This window comes from Aeribacillus sp. FSL K6-8210, assembly GCF_037963925.1.
GTDB classification, from domain to species: domain Bacteria; phylum Bacillota; class Bacilli; order Bacillales; family Aeribacillaceae; genus Aeribacillus; species Aeribacillus composti.
This window is the reverse complement of sequence record NZ_CP150172.1, coordinates 2,285,394-2,298,119: the sequence shown is the minus strand read 5'-3', so window position 1 is coordinate 2,298,119 and position 12,726 is coordinate 2,285,394. Positions and strand designations below refer to the sequence as shown.

Here is a 12,726-nt window from a genome sequence, read left to right as displayed (position 1 = left end):
GCTAGGAGGAAGTATCATGTCAGCAAGAGATTTATCGGTTATAGTAGCTGTCATTTTAATTGTTGCCATGCTTATCATCCCGCTGCCTTCATGGCTGCTGAGCATATTGATTATCATTAATATATCTCTTGCCTTGCTCGTCCTCCTTACATCCATGAACATTGAAAAGCCTTTACAATTTTCAATCTTTCCTTCTCTTTTGCTTTTGTTAACGTTATATCGACTCGGCTTAAACGTTTCCACAACGCGTTCGATTTTAGCTAATGGAGAAGCGGGAACAGTCGTGGAAACGTTTGGAACTTTTGTTGTCGGTGGAAATATCCTTGTTGGTTTTGTCGTATTTATCATTTTAGTTATTATTCAATTTGTTGTCATTACAAAAGGATCTGAACGGGTAGCAGAAGTGGCAGCCCGCTTTACGCTTGATGCCATGCCCGGTAAGCAGATGAGTATTGATGCAGACTTGAATGCGGGAATCATCTCGGAAGACGAGGCAAAAAAACGGAGAGAAACGATTGCAAGAGAAGCAGATTTTTATGGCGCAATGGACGGAGCAAGCAAATTTGTAAAAGGAGATGCGATTGCTGGTGTCATAATTGTGCTGATCAATATTATTTTCGGAATTATCATCGGCATGATCCAGCAGGGGCTTTCTTTTCAAGAAGCTGTTTCAAAATTCACGCTTCTTACAGTTGGAGATGGATTAGTCAGCCAAATTCCAGCTTTATTAATCTCAACGGCAACAGGGATTGTTGTCACGAGAGCTGCTTCTGACGGAAATTTAGGACAAGACATTACGAACCAGCTTTTAGCATTTCCAAAGCTGCTGTATGTTACCGCAGGAATCATCTTTATTTTAGGTATTGTTACTCCGATTGGTCCGATCGTAACAACTCCGATCGCTCTCATGTTTGCTTTCTTAGCATTTGCGATGAATCGTACGAAGAAACAAATTGAAAAAGACGAAGAGATTGTTGAAGAAGAAGTGGAAATGAACGAAGCGAAAAGTCCGGAGCAAGTGATGAATCTTTTATCGATGGATCCAATTGAATTTGAATTCGGATATGGTTTAATTCCTCTTGCTGATAGCGGACAAGGGGGAGACCTGTTGGATCGGATCGTAATGATCAGAAGGCAGCTTGCCGTAGAATTGGGCCTTGTCATTCCTGTCGTCCGAATACGGGATAATATCCAATTAAAGCCGAATGAATACAGATTAAAAATTAAAGGAAACGAAGCGGCGAAAGGTGAAATTATGCTCGATCATTATTTGGCGATGGCGCCAGGAATGGATAATGATTCGATTGAAGGGATTGACACAATTGAGCCTTCGTTTGGACTTCCTGCAAAATGGATCAGCGAACATTTAAAAGAACAAGCTGAATTGGCAGGATATACGGTCGTCGATCCTCCTAGCGTTGTTTCTACTCACATTACGGAAACGATCCGGAGGCATGCTCATGAATTGCTTGGACGACACGAAACAAAACAGCTTGTCGATCATTTAAAAGAAACATACCCGATATTAGTGGAAGAAGTTACGCCGAATCCACTTTCTATAGGAGATATTCAAAAAGTTTTGGCGAAACTGCTTAAAGAAAAAATTTCTATTCGAAATTTGCCGGTTATTTTTGAAACATTAGCTGACTATGCCAAATTTACAACAGATCCGGAAATTTTAGCTGAATATGTAAGACAGTCGCTGGCAAAACAAATTACAAGCCAGTATGCAAAAGAAGGGGAGACATTGAAAGTCATTACTCTCTCCGCTCAAGTAGAAAAAGCCATTGCCGATGGCGTGCAGCAAACAGAACGAGGAACCTTTTTGTCATTGGAGCCGCATGTATCACAAAGGATTGTCGAAGCCATTGCCAAAAATGTGGAACAGCTGGCAATGGAAGAGCAAACGCCAATCTTGCTCTGCTCGCCTTCTGTCAGAATGTATGCACGGCAGCTGATCGAGCGATATTTGCCTGATGTACCCGTATTGTCATACAACGAACTTGAATCAAACATTGAAGTACAAAGTGTCGGAGTGGTGAATATTTAATGAAGATTAGAAAATTCAAAGCCCATACTATGCAAGAGGCGATGAAGACGATTCGCAGCCAACTCGGTCAAAATGCTGTCATCCTCAATTCGAAAGTCGTCTATACTGGTGGATTTCTAGGAATGTTTAAGAAAAAAATGATTGAAGTGGTGGCGGGCATTGACGAAGAAGATGAAATGATCAGCGGGTCCCAAAATGAAAAAATAGAACATCAAACGGACCAGCAATTAGAGATGGCTCCTGTATTGAATGAAATAAAAAAACTGAAGGATCTCGTTCAATCCATGTCCGTAAACAGTACTGTTATTCATCCTGACCTAAAAGAGATCGAACAAAAAATCGATTCGTTAGGTTTGCTGCAACCGATTAAACAGGATGTGATCGCATCTATACTGGAAACGTATTTGATTCATCAAAAAAAGCTGACAAACGAACAACTGGAATTTCAATTGAAGAAAGAGTTAAAAAAGAGAATTTCGGACATTCCTTTTCACGGCATTACTTTTTCAAAAAAATTTGTGAATGTTGTAGGACCAACCGGTGTTGGAAAAACGACGACATTGGCAAAGCTTGCCGCAATCTGCAAAATAAATTACAAGAAAAAAATCGGATTTCTTACGACGGACACTTATCGAATTGCTGCGATCGATCAATTAAAAACATATGCCGAAATTTTAAATGCCCCGCTTGAAGTTTGTTATAACTCATTTGATTTTCAGGAAGGGAAAAAGAAGCTGAATGACTGCGACATCGTTTTTATTGACACAGCGGGCCGGAACTTCCTTGAGCAGCAATATGTGCAAGATTTAAGCGAAACCATTGACTTTCAGGATGAAATGGAAACATTTTTAGTATTTTCTTTAACTTCAAAATTTGAAGATATGGAAAAAGTTTATAACCAATTTTCTCATTTGCCGATTCATCAATTTATTTTTACTAAACATGACGAAACCTCCTCTTATGGAGCTATGTATAACATCGTCTACAAAACAAAGATTGGTGCCGGATATATGACTGACGGTCAAGATGTTCCAGACGACATTCATAAGCTGGATCATGAAACTTTTATTCAATATTTAATGGGGTAGCAGGATATGGATCAAGCAGAACAACTCAGAAAGATTGTTCAACAAAACAAATATTCGGTGATAAAAGACTCTCCGCCTAACCGTCATGCAAAAACAGTGGCTGTGATTAGCGGAAAAGGGGGAGTCGGCAAATCGAATTTCGTTTTAAATTTCGCTTTAAACTTGATCAAAAAACGAAACGACCGTGTACTGCTGGTAGATTGCGATATTGGGATGGCAAACATCGATCTTTTGCTTGGACAGCAGTATCAAGAAAGATCAATTGTCGATTTGCTGAAAAACCGCATTGGAATTGAACAAATTATCAAAAAAGGTCCTTTAAATTTGCAGTATTTGTCAGGAGGAATGAGCCTTTCCAATATTGTCACAATCGATGAAGCAGAGTTTCAATTTTTTCTTTACGAGCTTGAAAGAATAATAGAGAAATACGACACCATCTTATTTGATATGGGGGCAGGAATTTCGAAAGACAGCTTGAAATTTTTGCTTGCAGTGGACGAAATTATCGTCATTACGACGCCTGAACCGACATCGATTATGGACGCCTACAGTGCGATAAAGCTCATTCACCAGTTCGATCAAGAAAAGGTGATGAAAGTAGTTGTCAATCGATTCAAGAAAAACATTGAAGCGAAAGAAACATGGGAAAAAATTAGAACCACTGCAGAGCGTTTTTTACATAAAACAATTGATTTGCTCGGCAGTTTGCCGGAGGATGATCATGTGCAGAAATCAGTCATGGAACAAATTCCGTTTATTTTGCGTTTTCCGAATGCTCCTATATCGAAAGCACTAGAAAATATAACAGAGATGTACTTAAATGGTAAAATAAAAAGAAAAGGATTTATTCATTCTCTTAGATCTTTGTTTTCAAGTAGGTGATGTTTTTGAGTCGTGTAAAGGTTTTGGTTATTGATGATTCGGCATTTATGAGAAAGTTGATTTCCGATTTGCTTTTAGAGAGTCCTTCCATCGATGTGATTGGCACAGCTAAAAATGGAAAAGAAGGAATTGAAAAGATCGCAGAGCTTGATCCTGATGTTGTGACGTTAGATATTGAAATGCCGGTTTTAAACGGGCTTGATACTTTGCAGATTATCATGGACAAGTTTCCAAGACCAGTCATTATGCTTTCAAGTTCGACGAAAGAAGGAGCCGAAAACACGATAAAATCTTTAGCTTTCGGAGCGTTTGATTTTATCCCGAAACCTTCCGGCTCCATATCTCTTGACATATTTAAAGTGAAAGAAGAATTAATTGCAAAAGTTCTAGCAGCAAAACGGGCAAAAGAAAAAGTTCAGATGTTAAAAAAAGAGATCGACACATTTCCTCGAAAGGAGATGATGAAAGAAAAGAGCCATCGACAGCGAAAAAAATCTTTAATTGCCATTGGAACTTCTACTGGCGGACCGAGCACCCTTCAAAAAATCGTTCCATGCTTCCCGAAAAACCTGAATTCGCCGATTTTCATCGTACAGCATATGCCGCCAGGATTTACAAAATCGTTGGCTGAACGATTAAATGAAATGTCAAACATCGAAGTAAAGGAAGGCGAGCATCAAGAAATCGTCAGAAATGGGGTAGCATACATAGCGCCTGGAGGCAGCCATATGAAAGTAATAGAAAAACAAGGGAATTTATTCATTGAACTGGATCAATCGGAAAAAAAGAGAGGGCACAGACCTTCAGTAGATGTACTGTTTGAATCTTTATCGAATTTAAAATATTATCAAACGATTGCTTGTATTTTAACGGGAATGGGTTCTGACGGGACAAAAGGATTGAAAGCATTAAAAGAAAGGACAGATGCGACAGGGATCGCACAGTCCGAAAAAACCTCCATTATATTTGGGATGCCAAAATCCGCCATCCAAGCGAATGTGGTTGATTACGTGGAAGATTTAATGGAAATTCCGTATTTAATTCAAAAGCTGATCTAAATCCAAGGAGTGTGCTGCCATGGAAATGAATCAATATTTGGACATTTTTATTGAAGAAAGTAAAGAACATTTGCAGTCGTGCAACGAAAAGCTTTTGGAGCTTGAACAAAATCCGGATGATTTAGGAATTGTGAACGAAATTTTTCGCTCCGCCCATACATTAAAAGGAATGGGCGCAACGATGGGGTTTGAAGATTTAGCCGATTTAACACATAAAATAGAAAATGTGTTTGACGCCATTCGCAATCAAAAATTAGAAGTAACGCCTGAAATTATGGATGTCCTTTTTGAAGCATTGGAGAATTTGGAGGAAATTGTTTTATCGATTGCGGATGGAGGAGACGGCAAAAAAGATGTTTCGGCCATTGTGAAAAAACTGCAAGCGATTGAAAGCGGAGAACAAATTGAAGATGAGACAGCTGAAAATGAAACATCAAGAGAACAAGTGCAGGATGTGAAAAAACTGAAGTTTGATGAATATGACAGGACGGTCATTCTTCAATCAATTGAACAAGGATTTCAAGTATACGAAATCAACATTCGGCTTCGAGAAGACTGCATCTTAAAAGCAGCGAGAGCATTTATGGTTTTTGAATTGCTTGAGAAGCACGGGGAAGTGGTCAAATCATCGCCTTCTGTTGATTTACTCGAAGAAGAAAAGTTTGACAACAATTTTTCGGTTGCCTACATTACGAAGGAAGATAAGGACTTTATCCGGAACAGCCTATTGAAAATTTCAGAGGTTGAAGAAGTACTAGTTGAAAAAGTGAATGTAGAAAAGCCAAGTACTGAAAGAGTACAGCAGTCTGTTTCCAGCATACAATCTAATGCCAGCCAACAAACTGCTGCTAGCAAACAAACTACTGTTTCCAGCAAGCAAAGCCGTCAGCAGAAGGACAGCTCGAAAGACACTAGCCAAAAACAGAAGAAAAACCAGCAAAAGACGATCCGCGTCAACATTGAGCGCCTCGATATTTTAATGAACTTGTTTGAAGAATTAGTCATCGACAAAGGGCGTTTAGAGCAAATATCAAAAGAATTAAATCACTCGGAGCTGAAAGAAACGGTTGAGAAAATGTCCAGAGTTTCAGCTGATTTGCAAAACATTATTTTAAATATGCGCATGATCCCAATCGAAACCGTTTTTAACCGCTTCCCGAGAATGGTGAGAAATCTCGCCCGCGATTTAAATAAAAAAATCAATTTAGTTGTCACTGGCGCTGAAACCGAATTGGATCGGACCGTCATTGATGAAATTGGCGATCCGCTTGTGCATCTAATCCGAAATGCGATCGACCATGGGATTGAAACGCCTGAAACCCGCCTGAAATATGGCAAAAAAGAAGAAGGAACGCTGCGGCTCAGCGCATATCACAGCGGAAATCATGTCTTTATCGAAATCGAAGATGACGGTGCAGGAATCAATCAGAAAAAGGTATTGCAAAAAGCTATTGAGCGGGGAATCGTTACAAAAGAGGCAAGCGAAACATTAACGGAAAAACAAATTCATGAACTCATTTTCGCATCAGGCTTTTCAACGGCTGAAAAAATTTCAGATGTCTCTGGACGGGGTGTAGGGCTTGATGTAGTGAAAAATACAATCGAATCGCTCGGAGGAAGCATCACCATTGAGTCGGAAGAAGGAAAAGGATCTTTATTCTCGATCCAGCTCCCGCTGACATTAACGATTATTTCCGCCATGCTCATTGAAGTTGGAAATGAAAAATACGGTATTCCGATTTCGTCTATCATTGAATCCCTTGTTATTAAAAAAGAAGATATTTTACAGACACATCAAAACAAGGTGATTGATTATCGCGGAAAAATTGTACCTCTAGTGTTTTTAAAAGAAATTTTTGAAGTGGACGCCGAGGATGACCAAGATTATGTTTCAATCGTCGTTGTCAAAAAAGGAGATAAAATGGCTGGTTTAGTTGTCGATTCCTTCATCGGTCAGCAAGAGATTGTTTTGAAATCGTTAGGACAATATTTGACAAATGTATTCGCCATCTCAGGTGCCACAATTTTAGGAGACGGTCAAGTTGCATTGATCGTTGATTGTAATGCATTAATCCAGTAATGCTTGATGGAAGGGGAAGATGAGAATGGCAAATAGTGTATTTAATGAACAGAAGGTCATAGTTTTTCAGCTGCAAGACAAAGAATACGGGGTTTTTGTACAAAATGTGAAATCGATTGAAAAAGTTGACCATATCACCCGCGTTCCGAAAACAGCTGACTATATAAAAGGAGTCATCAATTTGCGCGGTGTTGTCACTCCGATCATAGATTTAAGAAAAAGATTGAATATGCCGGAAAAAGAAATAACAGATCAGACGAGAGTGATTATAGCTGTTCAAAATGAAATGGAAGTTGGATTGATTGTTGATTCTGCCAATGATGTCGTCGATATATCTGAAGACAGTATTGAACCTGCTCCAAGCGTCATCGAACAAGTAGAAACCGAGTTTATAAAAGGAATTACAAAATTGGATAAACGGCTGATTATGCTCCTTGACCTTGAAAAAGTGCTGAGCAAAGAAAATCAGAGGGTAATAGAGCATGAGCAAGTTGTTTGATTTATCAAACAAAAGGATCGATATATTAAAGGAAATTGCCAATATCGGAGCGGGAAATGCCGCAACGAGTCTGTCCCAGCTTCTTAATAAAAAAATTGAAATGAAAGTTCCGAACGTTTATGTCGCCTCTTTTAACGATGTGATGGATTTAGCAGGCGGTGCGGAAACAGAGGTTACGGCTGTATACATCCGCATTCAAGAGGATATAACTGGATCGATGTTTTTCATTTTGCCGATCCCGCAGGCTAAAAAATATGCAAAAGCATTAATGAATGATTATGTTCTTCAGGATGCTTCAACTATGAAAGAAATGGAATGCTCTGTTTTGCAGGAGCTCGGCAACATCCTGATTGGATCCTATTTATCTGTTTTATCGAACATGACCAATTTGATGGTTAATCCGTCCGTTCCTGCCATCCAATGTGATATGTTCGGCGCGATTATCAGTCATGCTCTGATCGAGCTTTCGCTTGAAAGTGATGAAGCACTTGTCATCGATGCTGTTATAAAAGAAGAAGGGCATCAAGATTCCGAATTAATAAGAGGGCATATTTTCTTTCTGCCCGACTCACAGTCATATAAAAAAATTTTTGACATATTAGAGGTTTAGTGAAATGGGGCATTTTGAAAATGTTGTAAAAGTCGGTATTTCGGAAATGAATGTTGTGAAAGCTCCGTGGAAAATTCGAACAACTGGATTAGGATCTTGCGTCGGACTCGTCATCTATGATGATGTAAATAAATTGGCAGGACTTGCTCATATAATGCTGCCTGATTCTTCGCTTTCAAACAAGGAGCCTTTAAATTGTGCAAAATATGCGGATACGGCTGTAACAGAATTAATTCGTCTTTTAAAAAACTATGGAGGAAACATCATGTTTTTTAAAGCGAAAATAGCTGGAGGAGCTGAAATGTTTCCGCATCGGCCATCTTCCAAAATCATGCGAATAGGTCCGAGAAATGTTGAAGCGGTCAAACAGCATTTGTTGAGCAGTAATATCCCTATCGTTAGCGAAGATGTTGGCGGTAAAAATGGAAGAACCATTGAATTTGATACGAATTCATTCATTTTGACGATTCGCACCGTCAATCTTGGAGTGAAGCAAATATAGCCGGAGATTGACATTTTAGAAGGAGGAAAAAGGCAATGGTCCAATCGATGACACTGAATGATGAAAGGGTGTACTGGGACAAGTGGTTTCGTCACCGTGATCAAGATGCGGGCAACATGCTCGTCAAAAAATATATGCCGCTTGTCCGCTATCATGTCAGTCGTATTTCAGTGGGTCTTCCAAAAAATGTCGATAAAGATGATTTAATAAGTTTTGGATTGATGGGATTATATGATGCACTGGAAAAATTTGACCCTACACGAGATTTAAAATTCGATACGTATGCATCCTTCCGCATACGCGGAGCCATTCTTGACGGACTAAGGAAAGAAGATTGGCTTCCAAGAAGTTTTCGGGAAAAAGCAAAAAAAGTGGAAGCAGCCATTGAGCGATTGGAGCAAAAATATCATCGCAATGTGACGCCTAATGAAGTTGCAGAAGAGTTGGGTATGACACCCGAAGAAGTCGTTCATGTCGTCAATGAAAACTTTTTTGCCAATGTCTTGTCAATTGATGAACAATTGCATGACCAAGAAGAAGGGGAACAGATGAATATTGTCCTTAAGGATGATAAAACATTAACTCCGGAAGAGCATCTGTTAAAAGAGGAATTATTTGAGCATTTAACAAAATTGATCTCACAATTAAACGATAAGGAGCAGCTCGTATTAAGCTTGTTTTATAAAGAAGAGCTAACATTAACAGAGATAGGAAACGTGCTGAATTTGTCCACTTCGAGAATTTCGCAAATTCATTCGAAAGCATTATATAAATTAAAAGGAACGCTCGTTAAGCTTTTATCTTAAAAAGAATACAATTAAATGAGGTTGAAACATGGCGGTATTTCTTTTACTGAGCTTTGTTTTGCACATCGTTTCGTTTTACTTTATCATTCTCCTTTATACACGCTATCAAAATGTAAAAAAAATAGAAGAAAAGCAGGAACAATTATTAAAAGAAGCAGAAGATTCGCTCGCGATGTTTTTATTGGAATTAAAAGAAGAAAACAAACAATTTCTTGAACAGCTCGAGCAAAACAGCGCCAAGCCCGGTTCTTTTGATCTCGAAAAATTAGTTGCGCAGCTGGAAGACAAGGTGGAAGTGAGCACAATCCAGAAAGACACGAGCGCGGATGTAGAGCCTATCGACAAGGATGCAGAGCTTATAGAAGAGCCTAAAGATAAAAGAAAAAATTTGCATAAACAAGTATTCCAATTATTAGAGAAAGGATATACTATAGACGAAATCGCACAAACATTACATGTCGGCAAAACAGAAATTGAACTCGTCATGAAATTTCAACAAAACGATTGAATTCTTTCTTGATTGCCAAACTTCCATATGTTATATTTGTTTTTGGTGCTAATACACACGTCTGTTGATTTAAGCATCGGTGCTGTTTTGTGCAGTCATGCTTAAAAATGAAGCGGGCGGAGGATGAAAAACCATTAGGAGGAATGAAAATGTCAGTTATTTCAATGAAACAATTATTAGAAGCTGGTGTTCATTTCGGTCATCAAACACGCCGTTGGAATCCGAAAATGAAACGCTATATTTTCACTGAACGGAACGGAATTTACATCATTGACCTTCAAAAAACAGTAAAAAAAGTTGAGGAAGCGTATCAATTTGCAAGAGAGTTAGCTGCAAATGGAGGCAACATTTTATTCGTTGGTACGAAGAAGCAGGCGCAGGAATCTGTTAAAGAAGAAGCAGAACGCGCAGGAATGTTTTACGTCAATCAGCGCTGGCTGGGAGGAACATTAACGAACTTTGCTACAATTCAAAAACGAATTGCTCGTTTAAAAGAAATTGAAAAAATGCAAGAAGACGGCACATTTGATGTATTGCCGAAAAAAGAAGTAGTTCGTTTGAAAAAAGAATTGGAACGCCTTGAGAAATTTTTAGGCGGCATTAAGGAAATGAAACAGCTGCCTGATGCTGTTTATATTATCGATCCTCGCAAAGAGCGCATCGCTGTATCGGAAGCTCGCAAATTAAATATTCCGATTATCGGCATCGTTGACACAAACTGCGATCCGGATGAGATCGATTATGTAATCCCTGCAAATGATGATGCAATCCGCGCCGTCAAATTGTTAACTTCCAAAATAGCAGATGCTGTTTTAGAAGGCAAACAAGGCGAAGAAACTACAACTGCCTAAATGACAAAAGGTGATAAGAGGGGATTTTAGCCTTTTATCACCTTTTTTAAGCATACGAATTGAAGGAGGAACTTTTATGGCAATTACTGCTCAAATGGTAAAAGAGCTTCGGGAAAAAACCGGTGCAGGCATGATGGACTGCAAAAAGGCATTGACTGAAACAAATGGTGATATGGACAAAGCAATAGATTATCTTCGTGAAAAAGGCATAGCGAAAGCTGCGAAAAAAGCTGACCGAATCGCTGCAGAAGGCTTGACATTGATCAAAACTGACGGCAATACAGCTGTTATTTTGGAAGTGAATTCCGAAACAGACTTCGTTGCCAAAAATGATTCTTTTAAACAATTAATTGAAGATTTGGCTAAACACTTGCTGGCAAGCAAACCAGCTGATTTAAAAGACGCATTGGCTTCCAAAATGGAAAACGGTTCAACAGTGGAAGAATACATCCATGCTGCTATTGCTAAAATTGGCGAAAACATTACATTACGCCGTTTTGAAGTTGTCGAGAAAAATGATCAAGATGTCTTCGGCGCTTACTTGCACATGGGCGGACGCATTGCAGTATTAACGGTGCTTGAAGGCACAAATGATGAATCTGCTGCAAAAGATGTAGCAATGCATATCGCAGCGGTTAATCCGCGTTATATTTCTCGTGAAGATGTTCCTCAGGCTGAAGTGGAGCACGAACGCGAAGTTCTTAAAAAACAAGCTCTTCAAGAAGGAAAACCTGCAAACATTGTAGAAAAAATGGTTGAAGGCCGCCTCGGCAAATTTTTTGAGGAAATTTGCCTTTTAGAGCAAAATTTTGTAAAAAATCCTGATCAAAAAGTACGCGATTTCGTCAAAGCACAAAACGCAAACGTAAAAGCGTTTGTTCGCTATGAAGTTGGAGAAGGAATTGAAAAGCGTCAAGAAAATTTTGCTGAAGAAGTTATGAATCAAATTAAGAAATAAAAGTCATGAAAACGTTAAGAAGGGAACACAAGCGAGTGTTCCCTCTTTTTGAAAACCCTTTGTTTCAACTTTTCTATATATAGCGTCAAGAAATAGCTTGGAGGTTAATATGAGTACGCCAAAATATCATCGTATCGTGCTGAAATTAAGTGGAGAGGCGCTTGCTGGAGCTCAAGGCTTTGGAATTAATCCTTCCGTCATACAGTCAATTGCCAGACAAGTAAAGGAAATTGCTGAAATGGGTGTAGAAGTCGCAGTAGTTGTTGGCGGCGGAAACATTTGGAGAGGCAAAATCGGCAGCGAGATGGGGATGGATCGGGCAACAGCAGACTATATGGGAATGCTGGCGACTGTTATGAATTCTTTAGCTTTACAAGATAGTTTGGAAGGACTCGGCATTCCTACCCGAGTGCAAACTTCAATTGAAATGCGACAAGTCGCAGAACCGTACATAAGAAGAAAAGCCATTCGCCATTTGGAGAAGAAAAGAGTAGTCATTTTCGCAGCAGGAACAGGAAATCCTTATTTCTCAACAGACACAACGGCTGCGTTAAGAGCCGCTGAAATCGAAGCAGATGTCATTTTAATGGCGAAAAATAATGTAGATGGTGTATATAGCGCAGATCCAAAAAAGGACGCCTCAGCGGTAAAATATGATGAGTTATCTTATTTAGATTTATTAAAAGACGGGTTGGCTGTCATGGATTCAACAGCTTCTTCATTATGCATGGACAATAATATTCCTTTAATTGTTTTCTCGATTATGGAAGAAGGCAACATTAAACGTGCTGTTTTAGGAGAAAATATTGGAACAATTGTAAGGGGGAAATAAAC

Annotated in this window: 13 protein-coding genes; all 13 read left to right on the top strand. The window is 39.1% G+C overall.

Features of this window, described 5'->3' with window-relative positions; genetic code table 11:
- The first annotated feature begins 16 nt into the window (after positions 1-16).
- The 13 genes from flhA (at position 17) to pyrH (ending at position 12,724) form a co-directional block, all read left to right on the top strand.
- On the top strand, positions 17-2,050 hold the full coding sequence (gene flhA, locus NSQ41_RS10940; RefSeq protein ID WP_066246489.1) for a flagellar biosynthesis protein FlhA: 2,034 nt from the start codon (positions 17-19) through the stop codon (positions 2,048-2,050).
- Positions 2,050-3,138: a flagellar biosynthesis protein FlhF gene (gene flhF, locus NSQ41_RS10935; protein WP_339196533.1), complete on the top strand. Its 1,089-nt coding sequence runs from the start codon at positions 2,050-2,052 to the stop codon at positions 3,136-3,138. The genes flhA and flhF overlap by 1 nt, the downstream gene beginning before the upstream one ends.
- Positions 3,139-3,144: 6 nt before the next feature.
- The gene (locus tag NSQ41_RS10930) at positions 3,145-4,020 is read left to right on the top strand and encodes a MinD/ParA family protein (protein ID WP_339196530.1); all 876 of its coding nucleotides are present in this window, start codon (positions 3,145-3,147) and stop codon (positions 4,018-4,020) included.
- A 5-nt stretch (positions 4,021-4,025) separates the two neighbouring features.
- Positions 4,026-5,078, top strand: a complete 1,053-nt coding sequence (locus tag NSQ41_RS10925) for a chemotaxis response regulator protein-glutamate methylesterase (RefSeq protein ID WP_063386683.1) — start codon at positions 4,026-4,028, stop codon at positions 5,076-5,078.
- A gap of 19 nt (positions 5,079-5,097) precedes the next feature.
- Positions 5,098-7,158, top strand: a complete 2,061-nt coding sequence (locus NSQ41_RS10920; RefSeq protein ID WP_063386684.1) for a chemotaxis protein CheA — start codon at positions 5,098-5,100, stop codon at positions 7,156-7,158.
- A gap of 25 nt (positions 7,159-7,183) precedes the next feature.
- Positions 7,184-7,657, top strand: coding sequence for a chemotaxis protein CheW (locus tag NSQ41_RS10915; protein ID WP_063386685.1), 474 nt, complete (start codon positions 7,184-7,186; stop codon positions 7,655-7,657).
- Positions 7,641-8,267 (top strand): chemotaxis protein CheC, encoded by a 627-nt coding sequence (locus NSQ41_RS10910; protein ID WP_066246481.1) that lies wholly within the window; start codon positions 7,641-7,643, stop codon positions 8,265-8,267. Before NSQ41_RS10915 ends, NSQ41_RS10910 begins: the two co-directional genes overlap by 17 nt.
- Positions 8,268-8,271: 4 nt before the next feature.
- A complete protein-coding gene (locus NSQ41_RS10905; RefSeq protein WP_063386687.1) occupies positions 8,272-8,769 on the top strand; it encodes a chemotaxis protein CheD in 498 nt (165 codons plus the stop codon).
- Positions 8,770-8,804: 35 nt separating this feature from the next.
- Positions 8,805-9,575 (top strand): FliA/WhiG family RNA polymerase sigma factor, encoded by a 771-nt coding sequence (locus tag NSQ41_RS10900; RefSeq protein ID WP_063386688.1) that lies wholly within the window; start codon positions 8,805-8,807, stop codon positions 9,573-9,575.
- 28 nt (positions 9,576-9,603) lie between these two features.
- Positions 9,604-10,083: a hypothetical protein gene (locus NSQ41_RS10895; RefSeq protein ID WP_339209908.1), complete on the top strand. Its 480-nt coding sequence runs from the start codon at positions 9,604-9,606 to the stop codon at positions 10,081-10,083.
- Positions 10,084-10,232: 149 nt separating this feature from the next.
- Positions 10,233-10,934: a 30S ribosomal protein S2 gene (rpsB, locus tag NSQ41_RS10890; protein ID WP_063386690.1), complete on the top strand. Its 702-nt coding sequence runs from the start codon at positions 10,233-10,235 to the stop codon at positions 10,932-10,934.
- A gap of 76 nt (positions 10,935-11,010) precedes the next feature.
- Positions 11,011-11,892 carry a translation elongation factor Ts gene (gene tsf / locus NSQ41_RS10885; RefSeq protein ID WP_063386691.1) on the top strand — a complete coding sequence of 294 codons (882 nt, stop codon included), beginning with the start codon at positions 11,011-11,013 and terminating at the stop codon, positions 11,890-11,892.
- Between the two features lie 109 nt (positions 11,893-12,001).
- Positions 12,002-12,724, top strand: coding sequence for a UMP kinase (gene pyrH, locus NSQ41_RS10880; protein WP_063386692.1), 723 nt, complete (start codon positions 12,002-12,004; stop codon positions 12,722-12,724).
- Positions 12,725-12,726 lie beyond the last annotated feature (2 nt).